The 22,345-nt window shown below is 63.3% G+C and carries 27 protein-coding genes; 9 read left to right on the top strand and 18 right to left on the bottom strand.

Features of this window, described 5'->3' with window-relative positions:
* Positions 1 to 44: 44 nt before the first annotated feature.
* Positions 45 to 782, bottom strand: a complete 738-nt coding sequence (locus WBR68_RS03340) for an aspartate/glutamate racemase family protein (protein ID WP_050445921.1) — start codon at positions 780 to 782, stop codon at positions 45 to 47.
* Between the two features lie 248 nt (positions 783 to 1,030).
* Between WBR68_RS03340 and WBR68_RS03345 the strand changes: the two genes are divergently transcribed.
* Positions 1,031 to 1,750 (top strand): GntR family transcriptional regulator, encoded by a 720-nt coding sequence (locus tag WBR68_RS03345; protein ID WP_050445922.1) that lies wholly within the window; start codon positions 1,031 to 1,033, stop codon positions 1,748 to 1,750.
* A gap of 143 nt (positions 1,751 to 1,893) precedes the next feature.
* Here WBR68_RS03345 and WBR68_RS03350 read toward each other — a convergent pair whose 3' ends face one another.
* Positions 1,894 to 2,184: a DUF3579 domain-containing protein gene (locus tag WBR68_RS03350; RefSeq protein WP_013392635.1), complete on the bottom strand. Its 291-nt coding sequence runs from the start codon at positions 2,182 to 2,184 to the stop codon at positions 1,894 to 1,896.
* Between WBR68_RS03350 and WBR68_RS03355 the strand changes: the two genes are divergently transcribed.
* From WBR68_RS03355 to argF, 3 genes are read left to right on the top strand one after another with little or no spacing between them, the layout of a single operon-like run.
* Entirely contained in the window at positions 2,152 to 2,376 is a 225-nt protein-coding gene (locus WBR68_RS03355; protein ID WP_164741190.1) for a hypothetical protein, read from the top strand. The genes WBR68_RS03350 and WBR68_RS03355 overlap by 33 nt on opposite strands.
* On the top strand, positions 2,373 to 3,596 hold the full coding sequence (locus WBR68_RS03360; RefSeq protein WP_230693517.1) for an aspartate aminotransferase family protein: 1,224 nt from the start codon (positions 2,373 to 2,375) through the stop codon (positions 3,594 to 3,596). Before WBR68_RS03355 ends, WBR68_RS03360 begins: the two co-directional genes overlap by 4 nt.
* Positions 3,597 to 3,610: 14 nt before the next feature.
* A complete protein-coding gene (gene argF / locus WBR68_RS03365) occupies positions 3,611 to 4,549 on the top strand; it encodes an ornithine carbamoyltransferase (protein ID WP_050446077.1) in 939 nt (312 codons plus the stop codon).
* 171 nt (positions 4,550 to 4,720) lie between these two features.
* Here argF and WBR68_RS03370 read toward each other — a convergent pair whose 3' ends face one another.
* From WBR68_RS03370 to WBR68_RS03390, 5 genes are all read right to left on the bottom strand, one after another.
* A complete protein-coding gene (locus WBR68_RS03370) occupies positions 4,721 to 5,572 on the bottom strand; it encodes an alpha/beta fold hydrolase (RefSeq protein WP_127183925.1) in 852 nt (283 codons plus the stop codon).
* Positions 5,573 to 5,603: 31 nt separating this feature from the next.
* Positions 5,604 to 6,167: a DUF4286 family protein gene (locus WBR68_RS03375; protein ID WP_127186285.1), complete on the bottom strand. Its 564-nt coding sequence runs from the start codon at positions 6,165 to 6,167 to the stop codon at positions 5,604 to 5,606.
* 21 nt (positions 6,168 to 6,188) lie between these two features.
* Positions 6,189 to 6,719, bottom strand: coding sequence for a carboxymuconolactone decarboxylase family protein (locus WBR68_RS03380; protein ID WP_230693518.1), 531 nt, complete (start codon positions 6,717 to 6,719; stop codon positions 6,189 to 6,191).
* A 2-nt stretch (positions 6,720 to 6,721) separates the two neighbouring features.
* Entirely contained in the window at positions 6,722 to 7,675 is a 954-nt protein-coding gene (locus tag WBR68_RS03385) for a Bug family tripartite tricarboxylate transporter substrate binding protein (protein WP_050445925.1), read from the bottom strand.
* Between the two features lie 79 nt (positions 7,676 to 7,754).
* Positions 7,755 to 8,621: an amidohydrolase family protein gene (locus WBR68_RS03390; protein WP_198158142.1), complete on the bottom strand. Its 867-nt coding sequence runs from the start codon at positions 8,619 to 8,621 to the stop codon at positions 7,755 to 7,757.
* 108 nt (positions 8,622 to 8,729) lie between these two features.
* Here WBR68_RS03390 and WBR68_RS03395 point away from each other — a divergent pair, with 108 nt between their 5' ends.
* Together WBR68_RS03395 and argG are read left to right on the top strand one after the other, a co-directional pair.
* The gene (locus WBR68_RS03395) at positions 8,730 to 9,638 is read left to right on the top strand and encodes a LysR family transcriptional regulator (RefSeq protein ID WP_230693519.1); all 909 of its coding nucleotides are present in this window, start codon (positions 8,730 to 8,732) and stop codon (positions 9,636 to 9,638) included.
* 152 nt (positions 9,639 to 9,790) lie between these two features.
* A complete protein-coding gene (argG, locus tag WBR68_RS03400) occupies positions 9,791 to 11,131 on the top strand; it encodes an argininosuccinate synthase (protein ID WP_230693520.1) in 1,341 nt (446 codons plus the stop codon).
* A 103-nt stretch (positions 11,132 to 11,234) separates the two neighbouring features.
* Here the strand turns inward: argG and WBR68_RS03405 are convergent, their stop codons facing one another.
* The 6 genes from WBR68_RS03405 to WBR68_RS03430 form a co-directional block, all read right to left on the bottom strand.
* Positions 11,235 to 13,163, bottom strand: a complete 1,929-nt coding sequence (locus WBR68_RS03405) for a potassium transporter Kup (RefSeq protein ID WP_050445927.1) — start codon at positions 13,161 to 13,163, stop codon at positions 11,235 to 11,237.
* Complete coding sequence (locus tag WBR68_RS03410; protein ID WP_230693521.1) at positions 13,160 to 14,275, bottom strand: sensor histidine kinase; 1,116 nt, start codon at positions 14,273 to 14,275, stop codon at positions 13,160 to 13,162. Before WBR68_RS03410 ends, WBR68_RS03405 begins: the two co-directional genes overlap by 4 nt.
* Positions 14,276 to 14,341: 66 nt before the next feature.
* Positions 14,342 to 15,013: a response regulator transcription factor gene (locus WBR68_RS03415; protein WP_006218435.1), complete on the bottom strand. Its 672-nt coding sequence runs from the start codon at positions 15,011 to 15,013 to the stop codon at positions 14,342 to 14,344.
* Positions 15,014 to 15,076: 63 nt separating this feature from the next.
* Complete coding sequence (locus WBR68_RS03420; protein WP_127183922.1) at positions 15,077 to 15,583, bottom strand: ExbD/TolR family protein; 507 nt, start codon at positions 15,581 to 15,583, stop codon at positions 15,077 to 15,079.
* A complete protein-coding gene (locus WBR68_RS03425; RefSeq protein ID WP_127183921.1) occupies positions 15,583 to 16,536 on the bottom strand; it encodes a MotA/TolQ/ExbB proton channel family protein in 954 nt (317 codons plus the stop codon). Before WBR68_RS03425 ends, WBR68_RS03420 begins: the two co-directional genes overlap by 1 nt.
* Before the next feature lies 1 nt (position 16,537).
* On the bottom strand, positions 16,538 to 17,353 hold the full coding sequence (locus WBR68_RS03430) for an energy transducer TonB (RefSeq protein ID WP_050445931.1): 816 nt from the start codon (positions 17,351 to 17,353) through the stop codon (positions 16,538 to 16,540).
* A gap of 920 nt (positions 17,354 to 18,273) precedes the next feature.
* On the opposite strand from WBR68_RS03430, the gene WBR68_RS03435 reads away from it, so the two are divergent.
* The 3 genes from WBR68_RS03435 to WBR68_RS03445 all read left to right on the top strand — a co-directional run bounded on the left by WBR68_RS03435 (position 18,274) and on the right by WBR68_RS03445 (position 19,899).
* Positions 18,274 to 18,819 carry a hypothetical protein gene (locus tag WBR68_RS03435; RefSeq protein WP_230693522.1) on the top strand — a complete coding sequence of 182 codons (546 nt, stop codon included), beginning with the start codon at positions 18,274 to 18,276 and terminating at the stop codon, positions 18,817 to 18,819.
* A gap of 72 nt (positions 18,820 to 18,891) precedes the next feature.
* Entirely contained in the window at positions 18,892 to 19,557 is a 666-nt protein-coding gene (locus tag WBR68_RS03440; RefSeq protein WP_230693523.1) for an SOS response-associated peptidase, read from the top strand.
* 48 nt (positions 19,558 to 19,605) lie between these two features.
* Positions 19,606 to 19,899, top strand: a complete 294-nt coding sequence (locus WBR68_RS03445; protein ID WP_230693678.1) for a hypothetical protein — start codon at positions 19,606 to 19,608, stop codon at positions 19,897 to 19,899.
* A 120-nt stretch (positions 19,900 to 20,019) separates the two neighbouring features.
* On the opposite strand, the gene WBR68_RS03450 is transcribed toward WBR68_RS03445, so the two are convergent.
* The 5 genes from WBR68_RS03450 to WBR68_RS03470 all read right to left on the bottom strand — a co-directional run bounded on the left by WBR68_RS03450 (position 20,020) and on the right by WBR68_RS03470 (position 22,343).
* On the bottom strand, positions 20,020 to 20,286 hold the full coding sequence (locus tag WBR68_RS03450) for a hypothetical protein (protein WP_230693524.1): 267 nt from the start codon (positions 20,284 to 20,286) through the stop codon (positions 20,020 to 20,022).
* A complete protein-coding gene (locus tag WBR68_RS03455; protein ID WP_230693525.1) occupies positions 20,270 to 20,764 on the bottom strand; it encodes a hypothetical protein in 495 nt (164 codons plus the stop codon). The genes WBR68_RS03450 and WBR68_RS03455 overlap by 17 nt, the downstream gene beginning before the upstream one ends.
* Positions 20,765 to 20,766: 2 nt before the next feature.
* Positions 20,767 to 21,210 (bottom strand): hypothetical protein, encoded by a 444-nt coding sequence (locus WBR68_RS03460; protein ID WP_230693526.1) that lies wholly within the window; start codon positions 21,208 to 21,210, stop codon positions 20,767 to 20,769.
* Between the two features lie 111 nt (positions 21,211 to 21,321).
* Entirely contained in the window at positions 21,322 to 22,056 is a 735-nt protein-coding gene (locus tag WBR68_RS03465) for a hypothetical protein (RefSeq protein ID WP_230693527.1), read from the bottom strand.
* Positions 22,056 to 22,343, bottom strand: coding sequence for a hypothetical protein (locus WBR68_RS03470; RefSeq protein WP_230693528.1), 288 nt, complete (start codon positions 22,341 to 22,343; stop codon positions 22,056 to 22,058). The genes WBR68_RS03465 and WBR68_RS03470 overlap by 1 nt, the downstream gene beginning before the upstream one ends.
* Positions 22,344 to 22,345 lie beyond the last annotated feature (2 nt).

The raw sequence follows: 22,345 nt of genomic DNA on the forward strand, positions 1-22,345 counted from the left end.
TTGCCCTGGCGCCATGGGCATGGCGGCTGTGTCTGGAAGGCGGATCAGCTCCACGCGCACTGGCGTTGCACCCTATCCAGTGATGCCAGAGCCAGCACCTGCGCCAGCGCGGCGCGGTAGGAATCGATGACCGGCACGGCTGGCCGGCGCGTCAGCACCGGCAAGTACCCCGCCAGCGCGGCGCCCGCCACGATGATGACGTCGGCGCCTTGCGTCACGGCGGCGTCCAGCGCCAGGCTGACCTGGGCTGCCGACTCCGGCGTTTGCGACACGTAGTCCAGCGCATTGCCGGGCAAGGCGATGATGGCGGCGCAGCGGGCGTCCAGCCCAAGCTGGCGGATCTGTTCACGCAACATGCCCGGCCAGCGCTGGCCGACCGTGACGATGGCGTAGCGGTCGCCGCGCTGCATGGCGGCCATGATGGACGCCTCGGCCATGCCGACCACGGGCACGGTCAGGCATTCGCGCACCGCGCCGATACCGGGTTCGCCAAAACAGGCCAGCAAGCAGGCGTCAAAGGGCGCGTCGGCCTGGGCCACTTCGCGCTCCACGGTTTCCAGCACGGCATGGGCGGCCACCGCGGCCTCGACACGGCTGGCGATATAGGCCGGCCCGAACACGGCGGTAACGGCGTGTATGTGCGCGGCGCCACCAAGAAAGCTCTGCGCTTGCGCCGCAAGGCGGTCCGTCAGGCTGGACGTGGTGTTGCCGTTGACCACCAGCAGGCGGTACGGCGTGAAGGCGGGCCGGTCCAGGGACACGGCGTCGGGCATGGCTGGCATGGAACAAACCTCGGCAAGTTTGTATACGAAACAGATAACCAAAGTGCTTTTTAAATGACGCTTTTGTATAAATGTTTGTATACGATTTATGCCGACAATGTACGCGCCTGATGCCAGGCTTCAAGCTATCGCTAACCCTTAGCGGCGTTGTAGTATGCTTGCCTACGCCCCGCGCAGCGCGGTGCCGCGGCTACCGTGGCCCCTATGCATTACAAAAATACGCGCAGGTCCAGGAGCCAAGGAAGAAGATGAACACTCTCGCGCCACCGGCCAACGAGCCCCCGAAGAAAGACGTAAATCGCAGCGAAATCGTATACATAAATTTGCGCCGCGCCATCATCGAACAGGCCTTGCTGCCCGGCGACAAGCTGCCCGAAGACATCATCGGTGAACGCTTTGGCGTCAGCCGCACCATCGTCCGCGGCGTGTTGACCCGTTTGTTCAGTGAAGGCTTGGTAGACCTGCGCCCCAATCGCGGCGCGGCGGTGGCGCGCCCCAGTCTGGAAGAAGCGCACGACATCTTCGAAGCGCGCCGCTGCCTGGAACGCGACGTCGCCCGCAAGCTGGTGCAACACATCACCGAAACCGGGCTGACACGTCTGGCCCGGCATGTGGAGGAAGAGGAAGCGGCTCGCAAACGCAACAGCACGAATGAATCCATCCGGCTGTCGGGCGAATTCCACATCTTGATGGCCGAGCTATCGGGCAATGCGGTCTATGCCCGCTACGTGAACGAAATCGTCTCGCGCTGCTCGCTGATCCTGGCGCTTTACGGACGGCCGCACTCCAGCGAATGCGCGGTCAGCGAACATATGGAAATTGTGGAAGGCCTGCGCGCGCGTGACGAAAAGCACGTGCTGCATCTGCTGGAACACCATCTGGAATCCGTCACCGCGCGGGCGCTGCTGAGCACCGACGGAACGGGCGTGCGCGATATCCGCAAGATCCTGGATCGCTACGGCACGTGACGCGTCATGCGCGCCGCGAAGGCACGGATGCGTGATGCCGGTCTGACGAAGGCGCGGCGTAGCCTCAAGCCCGCCCGATGGGCGCGCCACTTTCCCCACGAAAGAGAAAAGCGCCCGGTTGGGGCGCTTTTTCGTTCTGGGACTTAGATTTCGCGTTCTTCCGTCTTGAGGTTGTTGTCGCGAGCGAAATCCACCACGAACTTGTACGCCAACGGTTCCAGGTCGCGCAAACGCAAGTCGACCACGATTCCGCGCACGCCGTCGATAACGACGGGCAGCACATAAGGCGAATAAGTGAGGTGGTTACCGGCACAGCCGGCGGGCCGGAACTGAGCCATTACGCCAGCGAGCCGCTCCGCCCAATCGCTGGGGCGGAATCGGCTACCGCTTTCGGTAACGCCATGAATTACGAATTGTCTGACGCGAGTTGCCATGAGTTCTTCACTACAGCGCGCCTTTCACGAAAGCCGGATCTTCGGCGTGATCAAACATGCGCCCTGCGCCGCGAATTGTATATGATTGATCCTTTGCTCTCTTCCAAAAGCCGATTCCGCCCCGCTTTCGCCTGGGGATTCAACGAATTCAGGACCGGTTTTTTGGTCATCCCCCAGGAGGATCCGCAATGACCTCGCCTCTGGCCAATATCTACGCTCGCCTGCCGGTTGCGTTTTCGCACGGCCAGGGCGTATGGCTGTGGGATGCAAACGGGCGCAAATACCTGGACGCGCTGGCCGGCATTGGCGTTTCCTGCCTGGGCCACGCACATCCGAAACTGGTGGCCGCGATCAGCGAGCAGGCCGCGCGCGTCATCCACACGTCCAACATCTACGAAATTCCACAGCAAGAGGCGCTGGCCGCCCGCTTGACGGCCTTGTCCGGCATGCAGGAAGTGGCGTTCTGCAATAGCGGATCGGAAGCGAACGAAGCCGCCATCAAGCTGGCGCGCTATTACGCCTACCAGCGCGGCAACCAGCACGCCCACATCATCACCATGGACTCGTCCTGGCATGGCCGCACGCTGGCCACGCTGGCGGCCACGGGCAGCGAGAAAGCGCGCAAGGGCTTCGAGCCACTGCCCACCGGCTTCATCCAGGTGCCCTACAACGACCTGGCCGCCGTGCGCGCGGCCGGCGACGCCGAACCGCGCACCACCGCGGTGCTGCTTGAAGTGCTGCAAGGCGAAGGCGGCATCCGCCCGTCCGACATGACTTATCTGCAAGCCTTGCGCCAACTTTGCACCGAACGCGGCTGGCTGCTGATGATCGACGAAGTGCAATCCGGCATCGGGCGCACCGGCAAATGGTTCGCGCACCAATGGGCCGATATCAAACCCGACGTCATGACGCTGGCCAAGGGTCTGGCGGGCGGCGTGCCCATCGGCGCGATGCTGGCGGCCGGCCCCGCGGCGGGTGTCTTCACGCCGGGCAGCCATGGCACCACGTTCGGCGGCGGGCCGCTGGTCTGCGCGGCCGGCCTGGCCGTGCTGGACACGCTGGAAACCGACAAGCTGCTGGACAACGCCCACACGGTGGGGGCTTACCTGCAAGACGCGCTGGCCAGCGCCCTGACAGGCACTGTCGGCGTGACCCAGGTGCGTGGCCGTGGCCTGATGCTGGGCATTGAACTGGCGCGCCCCTGCGGCGTGCTGGCGCTACGCGCGATGGAAGCGGGCCTGCTCATCAACGTCACCCGCGACCGTGTCGTGCGCCTGCTGCCGCCGTTGATCCTGAACAAGCAAGAGGCGGACCAGATCGTCGCCATCCTGGTCCCGCTCATCCAAGATTTTCTGGCCGAACATTCATCATCCCTGTCCCGACCCGGCGTTGCGCCCGGCCGGGCTCAATGACCTGCGACAACACCATGACTCCTCCCACGACTCAAAACGGCCCGTTGCGGCATTTTCTTCAGTTCAAGGACTTTTCGTCCGCGGAAATCGCCTACGTGCTGGACCGCGCTCGCATCATCAAGGAAAAGTTCAAGCGCTACGAACCCCACATGCCGCTGCACGACCGCACGCTGGCGATGGTGTTCGAAAAAGCCAGCACCCGCACCCGCGTCTCGTTCGAAGCCGGCATGTACCAAATGGGCGGATCGGTCATCAACCTGACCTCGAATGACTCGCAACTGGGCCGCTCTGAACCCATCGAAGACACGGCGCGCGTCATCTCGCGCATGGTCGACATCGTCATGATCCGCACGTTCGAGCAGACCCGCATTGAGCGCTTCGCATCGCACTCGCGCGTGCCCGTCATCAACGGCCTGACCAACGAATTCCACCCCTGCCAGATCCTGGCCGACATCTTCACCTACATCGAACATCGCGGCCCCATCGCGGGCAAGACGGTGGCCTGGGTGGGCGACGCCAACAACATGGCCTACACCTGGCTGCACGCGGCCGAAATGCTGGGCTTTACGCTGCATGTGTCCACGCCCGCCGGCTACGAGCTCGAAGCCTCGCGCATCGGCACGCCTTCGGACAAGGTGCTGCGCCAGTTCAAGGACCCCATGGAGGCCTGCCAGGGCGCGCATCTGGTCACGACCGACGTCTGGACCAGCATGGGTTACGAAGCCGAAAACGAAGAGCGCCGCGCCGCCTTTGCCGACTGGTGCGTGGATGCCGAAATGATGGCCGCCGCCGACCCCCAAGCCGTCTTCATGCACTGCCTGCCGGCCCACCGTGGCGAAGAAGTCACCGGTGAAGTCATCGACGGCCCGCAAAGCGTGGTCTGGGACGAAGCCGAAAACCGTCTGCACGTACAAAAGGCGCTGATGGAATTCCTGCTACTCGGCCAAGTGTGACCCACGCGGCGGTTCACACCTTGGACGGGTGAACCGCGCACCGGCACAACCCGTTGGATGGGTGCACCACGCACCGGCAACCCGTAGGATGGGTGAAGCGCGCACCGGTACCGGCCACAGAGCCACCCCCGATCGCGCGCAACCCATCACCCCGCGCAAATAACCGCCCCCTCACCGCAACCCACGCTCCCACCCCGCAATAGCCTCCACCACCTCTTGCGGCTTCTCCGGCACCAGCGCGTGCCCAGCCCCCCCGATCACCACGACCGACACGCGACCACCAAACTCATCGCGAATCTCATCGCGGGTCGCAGGCGGCTTGAACAAATCAAGTTCAGCCTGCAAATCCAGCAAGGGCTTGTCCCCGCCCGACCACCAATCAGATTGCCGCGTCGCCTTGCCCGCCATGCGCTGACTCTCACTGACCTGCGGGTACCAGCCATTCAGCCAGACACGCGCATCATTACCCGGCGCAAAAAACACATGCTGGATGGATTTCAAGCGCTCGGCATCAGGCAGCGACAAATCCGCACTGCGATCCACGTGTTCGCTCAGGCCCTTGGGATACTGCTTGGCCGCCGCCGCCACGATCACCACGCCCCGCACCAATTCAGGGTGATCCACCCCGGTCGCACGCGCCACCCAATTACCAAAAGCGTGGCCCACCATCACCACAGGCTGGCGCGCCACGTTGCGGATCACCGCGGCCTGGTCATCGGCTAGGTCATGCAGCGTGATGCCCGACATCGGCCCCGTACTGCCGCCAATGCCGCGCGGCTGCGGACGCAGCACGCGATAGCCGGCCTGGACAAAGCGTTGGGCCAGTTCGTCGAAATCCTGCGCGCCGCGCCCGCGCGACGGCAACAACACCAGCGCGGGCCCCTGCCCTTGGTCCAGCACTTCAATGCTGGCGCCGTTGCCCACCAGCACGTTGACACGCTTGGGCACATCGGCCAATGCCGGCGACGTCGCGGCGAATGCGCACGTTATCGTCAGGCCGGTCAGCAATTGCTTCATCATCATGTCCCCTTGCCGGTACCTAACGGCTAGCCATTCACAGAACTTTCTTGAACATCGTGCGGCGTGTATTGCGAAACGATGGCCGCACGCGGCTGCTCCAGTCCGTGGCGCGCACGGCCAGCCATGGCGGGCTGCCGAAGGTTTCGCGGGTGTGCAAGTCGTAGCAGGCCAGGTAACGCGGCGACTCATCACGGCATTCGTAGCGCATCGCGCGTACCGTGCCCAGCACCGACGCCAGGCCGGGCAAATGTTCCTGGTCGTACCAGGCGTTCAGGTCCGCTTCGGCCTCAGGCAGCACATCGGTTTCAACGATGTAGTGCCACGGCGCGTCCTGACCGGCGGAGGCGCCGGGCAGGTCCAGGGTCTGATGCAACACACGCGCCCGGGCGCCTGGAAAGTGTTCGGCCAGGCGCGCCTGGATTTCCGGCAACGAGCCCGCCGCGCCACGCAGGTACACATAAGTGTCTTCTTCCTCAAGCGCGGCGAACGCATTGACGCGCACACCGGCCAGCCCCGTAGTCAGACGCTCGCCCATGTCGGCCGCGCGCGCGTTGTCAAAGCGTTCGCCCAGTGACACCAGTAATACCGCTTCCTGTATTTCCTGCACAGTCTTCTCCTTTCAATGCCCGACGCGCAACGCCACCAGAAAGCGCGACACCATGTTGTACGCGCCCACCGTGGCCGCCAGCTCGACCAATTGCGCGTCATCGTAGCGGGCGCGCACGGGCGCGAACACCGCATCGGGCACCTCGATGTCACGCGTCATGGCGTCGGTCAGCGCCAGCACGTCGGCCTCGCCGGGCGCCAGCCCTTGCACGTCGCCCGGCGCCGGGTTGGCGCGCAAGGCGTCGATCACGTCCTGCGGCATGCCGCCCGCCAAGGCATGCGGCACATGCGCGTCGAACTCGTAGGGCGCATTGTTCAGGGTGGCCACGCGCAAGATGATCAGTTCGCGCAAGCGCGGCGACAACGACGTCTTCTGGCGGATCGCGGTCAGCATCGCTTCCCAGCCTTCCACCACGGCGGGACTGTTCAGCAGCACCTGGTACAGCGGCGATATGCGACCACGCGCGGCGCTGATGCGCGCCTCCAGCGTGGCCAGTTCCGGGCGGGTGCCCGGCTCTACGGGCGCAACTCGGCTGGCGCTCATGCTTACTCCGGACGGATGTTCTTGCGCTGGATCAGCGCGGTCCACTTGGCGCGGTCGGACGCGATCAGGTCGGCCAGTTCCTGGGGCGAGCTCGGCGCAGCTTGCGCACCGAATTTCTCCAGCTTGCTGCGCACCGCTTCATTGCCCAGCGCCGCGCGCACGGCCTGATTCAGCTTGTCGACGGTGGCGGCCGGCGTGGACGCGGGTGCCACGATGCCATACCAGTTGTTGGATTCCACGCCGGCAATGCCTTGCTCGGCCAGTGTCTTAACGTCGGGCAGCAGCGGATGGCGGGTCGGCGCCGCGATGCCCAGCGGCTTCAGCTTGCCGCCTTGGATGTGGCCGATCAGGCCCGGCACGTCGCCGAAGAAGCCGGCCACCTGGTTACCCATCACGTCGTTGATGACGGGCGCCGCGCCCTTGTACGGCACGTGCAGCACGTTGGCCTTGCTGGCGTCTTCGAACATTTCCAAGGTCAGGTGCGGAATGCTGCCGATGCCCGACGAGCCGATCGCCACCGATTGCGACGCCGCCTGCGAACGCTTGACGAAGTCCGCCGCGTCCGTTGCCGGGTTGGAAGGGTTTACCACAAACACGGTGGCGTTGTTCACCACCCGCGAGACCGGGGCGAAATCGCGCGCCGGATCGTAGGGCATGTCTTTGTACAGCGCCGGGCTGATCGCCACCGCGCCCACGCTGGTCAGGAACAGCACCGAGCCATCACCCGGCGCCTTGGCCACATAGGCCGCGGCAATGTTGCCATTGGCGCCCGCCTTGTTTTCCACGATGACCTGCTGCTTGAGCTCCTTGCCCAACTGCTCGGCCAGCACGCGCCCCACCAGATCCACCGGCCCGCCGGGCGGGAACGCGACGATCAGACGGACGGGGCCGTCGGCATGCGCCGCACCGAAGGCAGCGAAACTCAGCACAGTGGCTGAAAGCACTTTCTTGAACATGATGTCTCCTGGTTGAATCGAATTTTTATGGCTCGAAATTTTTGTTGCTCGCCAAACCATCGCGCTGCCGCGCAGCCGTCTACATGAATCCGTACAGTCTTGCGGGGTTGTCCACCAGCACCCGCTGGCGCAGGCCGGGATCCGGGCACGCCTCAAAGAACGTGTCCACCAGTTCGCCGTCATCCGGCATGTCGCCCGCCACGTTGGGATGCGGCCAGTCCGTGCCCCACAGGCTGCGGTCCGGCATGGCCTGGATCAGGGCGCGCACGAAAGGGATGCCCTCGGCGAAGGGGCGCTTGCCCGACGCGATACGGTCAATGCCCGACACCTTGACCCACGCCTGGGGCACATCGGCCAGGCTCAGCAAGGCCCGCATGGCAGGGGATTCCAGCCCGTCGACCGCCTTCAGGCGCCCCATGTGATCCACGACAAAAGGCAGGGGCAACGCCAGCAGGCGCGGCAACAGTTCGGGCAACATCGCCCCGTCCACGTGCAGGCACAGATGCCAGCCCAGCGGCGCGATCAGGCCCACCACATGATCGAACACGGCCGGGTCCGGCGCGCCGCCCAGGTGCGGCACGAAGTTGAAGCGCGCGGCGCGCACGCCGCCCTCATGCAATTGCTTGACGGTTGCCGCCGTGGTGTCCGCCCCCAGCAAGGCCACGCCGCGATAGCGCCCGCCGCTTTGGGCCAGCGCGTCCAGCAAGGCGCTGTGGTCCGAGCCGTGGCAGTTGGCTTGCACCACCACCGCGCGCTCAATGCCCAGATGCGCATGCAGCGCGGCCATGGCCGAGTACGGCGCATCGGGCGGCGTGTACGAACGGCCCTCGGCATACGGGAACACGTCGCCCGGCCCGAACACATGGCAGTGCGTGTCGCATGCGCCCGGCGGCAGGGTGTGGCGAGGACGGGACGGCGAGGCAAGCGGAGGACGGCAATCGGGCACTGTGGGTTCCTGCTGGAAAAACGACTGGGAAAGCGCCATCGTCGCGGATTGCCGCGCGCTAAACAATGCTATATCTTTGATTTCAGATATAGAAAAATCAAATACCCCATGGATCTCAAGCAGATCGAATACTTCGTCAGGGTGGCGGAACGGCGCAGCTTCTCGCGCGCCGCTGAAATGCTGGACGTGGCCCAGCCCACCTTGAGCCGTCAGGTGCGCCTGCTGGAACTGGAGCTTGGCCAGCACCTGCTTTACCGCAACGGCCGGGGCGCCGAACCCACTGAAGCCGGCTTGCGCTTCCTGGAACATGCTCGCGCGCTGCTGACCCTGGCCGAACGCGCCAAGGAAGACCTGCAGACGTTGCGCGCCACGCCCACGGGCAAAGTGGTGGTGGGCTTGCCTCCGCGTATCGCCCGCGTGCTGACGCCGCCGCTCGTGCAGGCGTTTCGCCACGGCTTCCCCGAAGCCTCTATCGCGGTCGCTGAAGGCCTTAGCGCCCAGGTGCGCGAATGGCTGCTGGCCGGTCGGGTCGATCTGGCGCTGCTGTATGACCCGGCGCCCTCGCCCCAGCTTGCCTACGAATCGCTGTTCCGCGAAGACCTGGTGCTGGCGGCTGCTGCCGGCCACCAGCCGCCGCTGCCTGAGCGCGTTACCGTGGCGCGGTTGGGCGACTATCCGCTGGTGCTGCCCAGCCTGCCCAACGCCATCCGCACCCTGGTCGAAAGCGTGTGCCGCGCACAAGGCGTGCGCCTGAAGGTGGCCGCCGAAGTGGACGCCGTGCAGACCATCGTGGAACTGGCCGCGCAAGGCGACGCCTATGCCATTCTGCCGCGCTCGGCGGCGCGGGGCCCGGCCGCCGAGCATGCCTTGTCGCTCTGCGACATTGGCTCGCCCACCATCACCAATAATCTTGTGCTGGCCAGCGCCCGTCACCGGCCCGCCACCCGCCTGGCGACGGCCACCGGGCAACTGATTCGGCAACTGGATTTATCCAAGCTGTTCGCGCCGGGGGCCTGAGCGCTCGCGTGGGGCGCCGCGGAATGGGGAATACCGACACGGATCTGGCCGCCCCAGGCAAAAGAGTTAAAATGCCCGCACTCTTTCTTGTTTGGCGGCTTGCTGCTGTCAAAGCCTTTTGTCAAAGTCCTGTTGGCGTCTCACCTCAAACAATGACCACTATCCTCCCGAACCTTCCTACCGGCCAGAAGGTCGGCATCGCCTTTTCCGGCGGTCTCGACACCAGCGCAGCCCTGCTGTGGATGCGCAACAACGGCGCCATTCCCTACGCCTACACGGCCAACCTGGGTCAGCCCGACGAGTCCGACTACGACGAAATCCCCCGCAAGGCCATGGCCTACGGCGCTGAAAATGCCCGCCTGATCGACTGCCGCGCGCAGTTGGTGGCGGAAGGCATTGCCGCCCTGCAATCGGGCGCGTTCCATATCTCGACCGCCGGCATCACCTACTTCAACACGACGCCCATCGGCCGCGCCGTCACCGGCACGATGCTGGTGGCCGCCATGAAGGAAGACGACGTCAACATCTGGGGCGACGGCAGCACGTTCAAGGGCAACGACATTGAGCGCTTCTACCGCTACGGCCTGTTGACCAACCCGGACCTGAAGATCTACAAGCCCTGGCTCGACCAGCGCTTCATCGACGAACTGGGCGGCCGCTCGGAAATGTCCGAATACATGCGCCAAGCCGGCTTCGACTACAAGATGTCGGCCGAAAAAGCCTACTCGACCGACTCCAACCTGCTGGGCGCCACCCACGAAGCCAAGGACCTGGAACAACTGAATTCCGGCATCCGCATCGTCAAGCCCATCATGGGCGTGGCGTTCTGGCGCGATGACGTGGCCGTGAAGGCCGAAGAAGTCACGGTGCGCTTCGAGGAAGGCCAGCCGGTCGCCCTGAACGGCGTGGAATACAGCGACCCGGTTGAACTGCTGCTGGAAGCCAACCGCATCGGCGGCCGCCACGGCCTGGGCATGAGCGACCAGATCGAAAACCGCATCATCGAAGCCAAGAGCCGCGGCATCTACGAAGCCCCGGGCCTGGCGCTGCTGTTCATCGCCTACGAACGCCTGGTCACCGGCATCCACAACGAAGACACCATCGAGCAGTACCGCGAAAACGGCCGCAAGCTGGGCCGCCTGCTGTACCAGGGCCGCTGGTTCGATCCGCAAGCCATCATGCTGCGCGAAACCGCCCAGCGCTGGGTGGCCCGCGCCATCACTGGCGAAGTCACCATCGAACTGCGTCGCGGCAATGACTATTCGCTGCTGAACACCGAATCGGCCAACCTGACGTACGCACCGGAACGCCTGTCGATGGAAAAGGTTGAAAACGCCCCGTTCACGCCGGCCGACCGTATCGGCCAGCTGACCATGCGCAACCTGGATATCGTCGACACCCGCGAAAAGCTCTTTACTTACGTGAAGACCGGTTTGCTGGCGTCCAGCGGCACGTCGCTGCCGCAGTTGAAAGACGCGGCCAAGAAGAAGTAATTCTTCAACGCCAACGAAAAACCCCTCGATGACAGTCATCGAGGGGTTTTTTATTGCGCCGCTATCACCACGAAAGCCAGCGGGCCTGAACCTGATGGGCCCGCTACAGCTCTACCTGCATGCCCATTTCCACCACGCGATTGGCGGGAATCTTGAAGAACTTCGTGCTGCGCGTGGAGTTGCGGGCCATGAAGGAGAACACGGCACGCCGCCACCGCCAGAGCGCGGGCTTGCGCGCCGCCACCACCGTTTGGCGCGACAGAAAATAAGACGTGCGCATCGGCTCCAGATCCAGCTCTGGATACGCTTCCGCGACCAGGCGCAGCGCCTCGGGCACGTCCGGGTCTTCCTTGAAACCGTAGTTCACCGTTGCCGTCCAGCTTGAGGCCGACAGCTTATTCACCACGAAACGCTCTTCGGGCGAAATATACGGCACGTCGGCCACCAGAATCGTCAGGAACAGCACATGGTCATGCAGCACCTTGTTGTGCTTCAGGTTATGCAGCAGCGCCGGCGGCACGTTGCCTGAATTCATCGTCATGAAGATCGCGGTGCCCGGCACCCGCGATGGCGGGTACTGCTCCAGCTGCTCCATGAATTCCTTCAACGGCTGCCGATCGCGTTGCTGCATGTCCGACAACAGGCGGCGCCCACGGCGCCACGTCATCATCAGCGTGAACACCACAATGGCCACCAGCAGCGGCAGCCAGCCGCCTTCATGGATCTTGAACACGTTGGCCGAAAACAGCAGCACGTCGAACAGCAGCAAGAAGCCCAGCACCCCAAACCACGCCATGCGCTTGATGCCCGTCGTACCGCGCGGCAGCACGGCAAAGGCCAGCACCGACGTCGTCAGCATCGTGCCCGTTACGGCGAACCCATAGGCCGCCGCCAGGTTGTCGGAATTGCGGAACAGCAGCACCAGGACCAGCACGGCGCACAGCAGCAGCGCGTTGACCTGCGGCAGGTAGATCTGACCCTTTTCCACGGCGGACGTATGCAGGATCTGCATGCGCGGCCAAAAGCCCAGTTGCACCGCTTGGCGCGTCACGGAGTAAGCGCCCGAAATCACGGCTTGCGAGGCCACGATGGTGGCGATGGTGGCCAGCGCCACCAAGGGCACCAGGCCCCAATCGGGCGCCATCAGAAAGAAGGGGTTGCGGATGGCCTCGGGGTTGCGCAGCAACAGCGCGCCCTGGCCGAAATAACACAGCGTCAAGGCCGGCAGCACCATGCTGAACCAGGCACCGCGAATGGCGGGGCGACCGAAGTGGCCCATGTCGGCGTACAACGCCTCGGCGCCGGTCAAGGCCAGCACGACCGCGCCCAGCAGCACAAAGCTGATCAGCGGAAATTCGATGACGAAGCGCAGGCCCCACATGGGGTTCAGGGCCGCCAGCACTTCCGGGGTCTGCCAGATTTGCCAACCGCCCAAGGCGGCCAGCGTGCCGAACCACAGCAGCATCACCGGACCGAACAGCTTGCCCATCAGGCCCGTGCCATGCGACTGGATGGCGAACAGCACCACCAGCACCACCAGCGCAATCGGCACCACCCAATGGTCCAGCGTGTGCGACACGATGCCGATGCCCTCCAGCGCGGACAGCACCGAAATGGCGGGCGTGATCATGCTGTCGCCGTAGAACAGCGCCGCGCCGAAAATTCCCAGCACGATCAGCACCCAGCGCAGTTTGCCTTCGCGCGCCCGCACCGCCAGTTCCAGCAACGCCAACGTGCCGCCTTCGCCTCGGTTGTCGGCGCGCAGCACCAGCGTGACGTACTTCAGGGACACCACCAGCATCAGCATCCAGAACAGGATGGACAGCACGCCCAGCAAATGCGCGGGTTCCAGGTCGGTGTGCACGCTCAGGCCGGTCAGGCAGGCACGCAGCGTATACAGCGGGCTGGTGCCGATGTCGCCATACACCACGCCCAAGGCCCCCAAGATAAGCGCCGCGCGCGACGACGGCGCATGGACGCCGCCCGCATGGGCACCGGTCGGAGAAGAGGCACCAGCCGTGGCTTGGCTCATGATATGGGTTCTTGACGAGTCAGTTGCGCCCCTTTGCGGGGGCCGGGGAACACCACGGACAGGCGTGTTCCGGAGAAGTCGGGGCGGCTGGTCAGCTTCCACCAGGCGCCATGGGCATGCGCGATCTCGCGCACGATGGCCAGCCCCAGGCCCGAGCCGCCAGCCGTGGCGGTGGGCGAACGGTAAAAGGCTTCGAACACGCGGTCGCGTTCTTCGGGTGGAATCCCGGGGCCGTTGTCTTCGACCGTCAGCGACGGCGGGTTGGCGCCCACGATCAACGTAATACGCCCGGTTTCGTTGCCGTAGCGCAAGGCGTTGTCGATCAGGTTGCTGAGCAGTTCGGCCAGCAGCAAGGGGTCGGCATCGATCCAGATCGGCGCGTCCGGCGCCACCAGGTCCAGTTCGTAGCGCGCCTCACGCACGCGTGGAAACCACTCGGCGCCATGCACTCGCACCCATTCGCACAGGTCGATGCGTACAAAGCTGTCTTGCGGCCGCGCGTTAGGGTCGGCGCGCGCCAGCACCAGCAACTGCTGCCCCAGGCGAATCATGCGGTCGCTGACTGCCTTGATGCGTTCGGCACGCGCCCGCACGTCATCAGGCAACGGGCGGGCCAGCATCAGTTCGGATTCCAGCCGCAGGCCGGATAACGGCGTGCGCAGCTGGTGTGCGGCATGACCGATGAAGCGCCGCTGCGCCGCCAGCGACGCATCCAGGCGCAGCAACATGTCGTTGGTGTGCGTGACCAGCGGTTCGATCTCGACCGGCACGCCCGCCACTTCCAGCGGCTGCATGTCGTCGATGGAGCGCTGCCGGATTTCCTCGGACAAATGGTTCACCGAACGCAGCCCGGATCGCACGCCCTGCACCACCACCCAGGTGAACAGCGCAATCAGCGCAATCTGTCCCACCACCATCAACCAGAAGAAATCTTCCAGCATCCAGAGCGACATGTCGATCTTGTGCGTGATCACCCAGGTTGCCGCCAGGTCCAGCAGGACAAGCAGCAGAATCGGCGGCATCAACCGAATGACCAGATGCCGGGCAAGCGAGCGGGAAGGGAGCAAGGGGCGTGTGGGCGTGGGAGCGGAAGGAATGCGTTCGTGCGTCATGACGCGATACCCTCGCTTGGGCGGATGGAAGCGCGCTGCCGGAACCTACCGGCGGCGCCCGGCCCGTCAGGCCGTTTCCACATCCAGCATGTAGCCGAAGCCGCGCACCGTCTGAATGCTGGCGCCCGTGCCTTCCAGGCGCTTACGCAAGCGGTACACGTAGACTTCGACCGCGTTTTCGCTGAAATCGGCGTCCCAGGCGGACAAGGAGTTCACGATCTGACGCTTGGTGACGACGCGGCCCACGCGGGCCATCAGCATTTCCAGTACGGAAAGCTCGCGCACCGACAGCGACAGGCGTTGGCCATTGGCGCGCACTTCGCGGCCGACCGTATCGAACACCAGCGGACCGACTTCGATCAGGGGCTGCGCCTGGCCTGCCCGGCGTCGGCCGAAGGCACGCACGCGCGCCGCCAGCTCGGGCAGTTCAAAGGGCTTGGTGACGTAATCGTCGGCGCCGGCATCCAGGCCCGCAACGCGGTCTTCAATGCCGTCGCGCGCGGTGAGGATCAGTACGGGGACTTGATTGCCGTCTTGGCGCAACTGCCGCAACACATCAAGCCCGCTCATGCCGGGCAAATTTAGGTCGAGCAGCATGAGGTCGTAAGGCTGGCCAGCCAAGGCGCCCAGCACTCGGTCGCCTTCGGTCAGCCAGTCGACCGCATAACCCTGGTCGGCCAGGAATTCCTGGAGCGCATGGCCCAGGGTGGTGTCGTCTTCGATTACCAGAACTCGCATGCCGCGATTCTAGCGCGATCCGAAAAAAAAGGGGCGCGAAATGCGCCCCTTCCCTGGATTCGTTCACCCGCCGGACGGCGCCCCGGCCGGGGCCGGGGTGGCGCTGCCCGGGCTTGCGCCAGCAGCGGGCGTTTCGCCTGCCGCGGCGCCGCTGGATGGCGGCGTCGTGATGAACCCGATGCGCGACATGCCCGAACGGCGCGCCGCGGCCATGACCTTGGCCAGCGTTTCGTAGCGCGTGTTCTGATCGGCGCGAATGCGGATTTCAGGTTGCGGCTTGGTGCCGGCGATCGACTTGAAGCGGTTGGGCAGGTCATCAATATTGACCGGCTTTTCGTCCCAGAACAGCGCGCCGCTGGCATCAATGGCCAGGTCGACCGTCTTGGGTTCTTCTTCGATCTGCTCGGCGGCCACCTGGGGCATGTTGATCTTGATCGAATGCGCCAGCAGCGGGGCCGTGATGATGAAGATCACCAACAGCACCAGCATGACGTCGATCAGGGGCACCATGTTGATCTCGGAAACCGTATGGCTTCCGGACCCTTTTCCCTCGAAGCTGCCAAAGGCCATTATTCGCTCCCGCGTTGAACCGCGGCGCCGTTACCGTTCTGGCGACGCAGGGCGCGCACCTTGCCGTCGGACAGCGCCACTTGCTGGCCGGTGGTCAGGAACGCAAACAGATCATGGGCAAAGGCGTCCAGGCGCGACAGGTACACGCGGTTGTTGCGCACGAAGGTGTTGTACGCCAGCACCGCGGGAATGGCCACGGCCAGGCCCAGGCCCGTCATGATCAAGGCTTCGCCCACGGGGCCGGCGATGCGGTTGATGGTCACGCCGTCGGACAGGCCGATACCCACCAGGGCGTGATACACGCCCCACACCGTGCCGAACAGGCCGACGAACGGCGCGGTGGAGCCCACCGAGGCCAGCACCGTCAGGCCGTTTTCCAGCTTGGCGGTTTCTTCGTCGATCACCTTGCGCATGGTGCGCGTGACGAAATCGGAATTGCTGCCGGATTCTTCCAGCTTGGTCGCGCCGAACTTATTGTGGTGCGCCTGGGCGTGCATGGCGTGGCTGGCCAGGTGCGAGAACGGGTCGCGCGCGCCGTGCGTGCTGATTTCGTGCTCGACCTGCTCCAGCGAGCTGGCGTTCCAGAATTTGTTCAGGAAGTCCGCCGAACGCTTGCGCATGCTGACGTTGCTGGCGGCCTTTACCAGGATCAGGTACCAGGTCACCAGCGACATCAGGATCAGGATGACGAACAGGCTCTTGCCCACGAAATCGCTCTGCGCGACGAAGTGCAAGAAGCCCATGTCGGGCGGCGCGACCGGCAACGGCGCGGGGGTGGGCAGCGACGGCAGCGCGGCGGCGGCGTTCTGCAGCGCGTCAGCCGATTGCTGAACGACGCCGGCGCCGGCCGTGGCGGCTTGTTGGGCTGCGGGCGCAGCGGCGGCGGCAGCGGGTGCAGCCGGGCTGGTCGTCGCCTGCGCCACCAGGGTGGCGCCATGCAGTGCGTTGGACATCTCAGTTCCTCATTACGAAATCGAACGGAATTTTGGCTTTGGCGGGATAGGCCACGCCGTTACGGGTATAGGGCTTGAACCTGGCCTTGCGGGCAGCGGTCAGCGCGGATTCATCCAGCCTCGAGAAACCCGAGGACGTGTCGATCGTTGCGCGGTCCACCAGGCCCTGCGTGTTGATCTCCACCAGCACCAGCACCCGCCCTTCTTCCCGCATGCGGCGCGAAGCCATCGGGTAGGTAGGCATGGGACGCGCGCCCTGGAATTCGATGCTCGACACCAGCACGGGCTGATCGGGCGGCGGCCCCTGCTGCGGGCTTTGCGTGGCCTGCGCGCCATCAACCGCGCCGGTGGGCTTGGCCTGCGGCGGCGGCGTCTCCGGCTTGGGCTCGGGTTTGACTTCCTGCTTGGGAATCGGCTTGGGCTTGGGCTTCGGCTTGGGTTTTGGTTTCGGCTTGGGCGCCGGCTCCGGCGGCTTTTCAACCACCGGCTCGGGTTCGGGTTCCGGCTCGGGCTTCAGTTCGGGTTCCGGCTCGGGCTCGGGTTCCGGTTCAATTTCGGGCTGCGGCTCGGGCGGAGGTTCGACCACGGGCTCCGGCGGTTCGGGCGTGGGTTCCGCCTTGGCCACCTGCGGGATGGGCGCATCCACCAGGCTGACCATGACAGCCTCGGGTTCCTCGAGCTCAGGACGATTCGTAGGCGCCATGAAAATGGCTCCGATCACAGCCGCATGAAGTGCGACAACCGCCAGCCCGGCGCCAGCGCGTATACCAAATGAAGACGGCGAAGAAGAATTCGAACCGCGTTGAAAACTAGGCATGAATCAGCCAGAGTGCATTGACTTATCCGGCCAGCCAGACGAAGACGCCGCCCAAAAAAAAGCGGCATCAGCCAGCCGGTACAAGCCGATCATAATATCTTAAATGCGAATGATTCGCACGTTCTATTTCGTCTGGAATAGCGTAACACTGCCCTACCGGGTCAAACCAGAAAGCTCAAAACGTGTACAAGGATGCTTGCGCAAACGCAAGGAATGCGGGGGAAGCCGGCGCGACGCCCAAAGCAAAAAACCCGCCACAATGAAGTGTGCGGGTTTCGCTGGAAGAATCGGCAAAAATGCGAATGTTGCTTTTGGTGGGTGCTACAGGGGTCGAACCTGTGACCTACGCCTTGTAAGGGAGTAACAATACCATATAAAACAACAACTTACAGACCAAACCAACAAAAAATACCAACGCTCACTCTTACGTTGTTAGTTCGCCCTGCTCGAGCAATAGAGAAATTCAATCATTACGCAATGTAAGCAGGTTATGATTCGAACCGACTGTTTCAGGGTGTCACAACAAAAAGAATGGAGCGGAATACGATATGGCCGGCAAGCAAAGTGGAAATTCAAAGCCAGTTGTCAAAGTAGGCTTTTTCCATGCAATGAGGGACGTCCTGGTGGCCGCAATGGCCAGAGGCCAACTCCTATTGATGTGCGCGTTCTTAGTCCTTTTTGTGATTGTAGTTCGACTTCCGCCGGACCAACTTTCGAACTTCGTCTTTCGGATCATGGACGGGTTGGCATCTGGAAGCTATCTTGGATGGGCACTCTTTTTGATCACAGCTTTAGCTTGGGGGGTCAACGCACGATTCCTCAGGCGCATCAACGCTCAGGAAATGCAAAGGGTAGCAGACGCGAAAACTGCCGCGCAGCAGTCCCGCCTGGGCCAGCACGTGCGATCAAGTGAGGTTTAAATGGAATACGTTGTAATTGCGATGATGGTTTTGGCTGTGTACCACTATGTACTTCAATCAGCCATTGTCCCTTCATTACGTAGCCACCTGCGTTATGAGGCGTTCGCTTTGAGAGATGAACTGCGACAACTAAAGATGCAGCACGGCAAGGAGCTGTCCGACCCCGTGTTTCATAGTCTGCAAGACTCTGTCAATTTCCTGATTTCGGATATGTGGCGCATTACGATCTTCAATCTTATCGCTGCGCGCAGAGCATTCGACTCACACCCAGAGATAAAGAAGCAGGTCCAAGGCAAGCTAAATTCTCTCGATAGCTGCAAGATCAAAGAAGTTGTCGACCTTCGCAAACGCATGACTCGCCTTTCAATTAAAGCCGCTGCAATCGACGCGGCTGGCTGGTGGATTTACATTGTTCCAGTTATCTGGGCAGTCGCATGCGTGTCACGTTCCAAGAAATTGTTGAGACTCGTCCTCGCGGCTCCCAAAGGCCTCCGGGATGGAGTAATACTTCCGTACGATGTGGGCAGCACGCCTGCTACCGCTTGAGCACTCTGATTCGGAGCCGCCCTAACGGGCGGCTTTTTTTATGTCGATGTGTTGCCCTGTCCGAGTGGTTCCATGTGCAGCCACTACCAGACCCTGAAAGACGCCGAGTTACTGCTCAAGAAGTTCGGCGTGCGCCAGAAGCCGGCCGCCATCGGCAAGTACGACATGTGGCCTAGGTATCAGGGTGTATTCGTGCGCCGGCCCGTGGAGCATGATGTGGGCGACGACGCCGTACCGGAGAGGGAAGTTGTCGCCGGCCGCTGGGGCCTCATCAGCGCCATGACAAAAGCCGACGGCCTGGACAAGGCCGGCAAGCTGTCCACCTTCAATGCCCGCAGCGAGACAGCACCCAAATCGTTCACCTTCGGCAACGCTTGGCGCCGGGCGCAGCACTGCATCATCCCGGCGGATGCCATCTTCGAACCCGACTGGCGTTCCGGGTCGGCAGTGCCCACCCGGTTCACACGGGCTGACGGCGCGCCACTCGGCATCGCGGGCCTTTGGGACCGGTGGCGCGATGCTGCCGGCCAGTGGCAAGAGAGCTACACCATGCTGACCATCAACGCGGACGAGGATCCGCTATTCCGCGACTATCACCAGGCGGGCAAGGAAAAGCGCATGGTCGTCATCCTGCCGGAAGGCGCCTACGGCGACTGGCTGACCGCGCCGGCCGAGGCGGCCCGGGACTTCCTGGCCCCCTTCCCCTCCGACAAGCTCGTCGCCACGCCGATGAAGTGACCGTGACATCGCTGGAATATACTGGATATTCAACCAGTGTTTTCCGCCATGCCGTTCAAACCGCCCCTCTCCCACAACGACCTGCGCGCCATCCGCGAACGCCAACCATGGAACAGCGATGTGATCGCCCTGCTATGGGAGGTCAAGCGCCTACGTGCGAGCCTGCTGCGCGCCTACCAGCTTTCGGACGACTTCAAACGCCCGGCCGGCATCACGGGCGACCTTTACGACGAGTTCATGGAAGCGCTGCGCGCTGAGCCGTGTGTCATTGAGCGCGACCAGGACGTACAGGACTTAATGGAAACGCCCGATAAGCTGCGAAAGGGTATGGCCCCGCGCTAGCGGTCGCATTGAGTTTGCCAAATCCGGTTGATATCCCGAATCTGTCGACGAACAGGGGCCGGCGTTGCATCCACCTGCTCGCCCGAATCGAAATAGACCGGCCGCGCGTGGTCGCAGAACTCAACGCCGACCGCTGCCGGTGCCACGCACCCAGTCACGCTTAAGCTCATCAGCAATAGCGTCATCATCCATACCAGCCGTTTCCCGCTGCACATCACGCACCTCCTGCCGGGCCTTGGCCCCCTGTTCGTTGATTTGGTCGGATCTTTCTTGGCGCTCCGCCTGCCGCCCCGTAGCGCGCCCCCGATAGAACACGCTCACCAAAGTGACCGCCGCAAGGCCGATCAACAGCAGGACGCCTTTAAGCCGCTCAACCCATGCCGACATTGCTGCCCCCTACTGCGGCGAGCGCTTGCGCATACAGCGCCGGCCAAGTCTCAGGGTGCGGTTTCCCCGGCCGCCACGTCCGCAGATAAAGTGCCCATGCTCCGTTCGCGTCGCCAAGCGAAGGCAGACGCTGGGGGTCCGTCCACAACAGCAGGCGCGCAAAAACTGCGGCCAAGATATCGTCATGCGGTAGCGAGTTGTACACGTCCGTCGCTGTCGGCTCGACATCCCGAACGGCGCAGACTGAGCGGGCATCCGCCCAGCTCGACGGGTGCGACAACACGCCGCGCACGCCGCCCGCGCGTTCAAATTGCCAGAAGCCCACGGCCGGCCCTTTGATCTGCCGGCGATGCAGAAAGCGACTTTCCTGCAAACCAATGGCAAGAAGCATCACGCGCGCTTCGCGGGTGTCACGGTTTGCCGGCAGCAGCCCGAGCGCAGGCGCGATCGCGGTATCGATAACGGTCTTCAGATCCACAATCACCCCTCCCCGCCAGGCCTCACGCCAAAGATCTTCGCGCGGACCTCGGCCACCCACTCAAGCAGCCCCTTCTGGCGCATGCTTGCCATCCATCGCATGTACGCCCCCAACACCCACCATGCAGGGAGCCCAGCCAGCAGCATGCTCGGCCCCAACACGTAGAACTTCGCCAGCAGCGCGTCGTCGCTGCCGGCCCCGTGTTGCGATAGCCAGATCATGGCGTCCATCAGCCCCGGCTTCCAGGCGATAACGCCTGCGGCAAGCGCCGGCCCAAACATGAACGAGCAAGAAACCGTCGAAATCGTGCGGATAGTGAACTCGCGCACGGATCGTGGCGGCATGATTAGCAGCCCAAGCATGGCCGCCAGCGCCGCCGGCACGCCATACGCCATTGCGACTTTCAAGGCCGCGAGGCCTCCCAGCCCCGTAGTACCTGGTTCCATAGTTGCACTGCTCCTGTAGACGGTGCGCATGATTGCCTCCCGTTTGGACGAAAAAAAGCCCGCTGACGGCGGGCTACTCATAAGGATACGGCCACCGCTAGGAGGCCGGCATTAAAGTCCACTTACGTCAATGACGGTGTAGTTCCATAACGGTCGATCGATAAGAGGGGCATTGATCGGATCGTTGTATGGTCCCGCCACGCGCGGCGCGTTCGCAATACCTAGCGTTGCGCCTTGCTGACGCACGCAGCAGGCAATCCAGAAAAACATGTAGCCGGGATTCGGCCCCACGCCCACCGGAACCTCCTGCGTATACGAGCAGAGGTTCCCTTGCAGCACCGCCGGCACACTTCCCGCTGGCATTGCATAAGTAAGAAACTGCGGCGGTGAGTTGTCTTGCGTTGCTGGCAAGTTGGCGCGCGTCCCGTTCAGGGCTGCCAAGTACCGCATGTACTGATTTCGCGAGTCGAACGTTGTCACGCCGGCCGAGTTCTTTACGCGAAGGCCATAAGCCTGCCCAGCCGGGAATCCCGTAACACCAGGAGGCGCGAACACATACCAATTGATGACCGCCTGCGAACCGCCCACGATGTAGGACAAAAATGTGACGGTCATCGTTGTTGCTGTGAACGTCGCTCCCATTAGGAAAGAAGGGAAATCGGCGCGCCAAGCAAACGCCGAGGCCGAGGTATATGGAACAGTCACAGTTCCTGAGCGCCAGGAACCAAAGCCGGTGGATTGGTTCGCCACGAGCGTGCCTTTTGTCCAAAACGCGAGGTTCCGATACGTGCTATCAACCTGCGTGATCAGGTTGCCGTTTCTGACACGCAGTCCGTAGTCGGCCATCAGCCAATCCTCCCATAGCCAATTCGAACGGAAACCCGATAATTTACGGCCAGGAATCGCCATGAAATGACAGTTCCGGAGGCTGTGACCTCCGGCATATTCATGTAGCCCGCCGCCGACTCGCCACCAATGGGAAAGAAGAAAGGCGCGCCCCCAGCGAGTTGGGGATCGGTTATCGAGCCGTCCGACGTGCCCGTGGAGAACTCCCCGAGGATGCGCGGTAGCGTGGAGGAGTACTGCACCTGCAAGCCGCCCGAGGCGTCTTTGATCATTAAGCCGAACGCCATTC

Origin of the sequence: Achromobacter sp. JD-1, from assembly GCF_038594925.1 — a bacterium.
Lineage (GTDB): Bacteria > Pseudomonadota > Gammaproteobacteria > Burkholderiales > Burkholderiaceae_B > Achromobacter > Achromobacter spanius_C.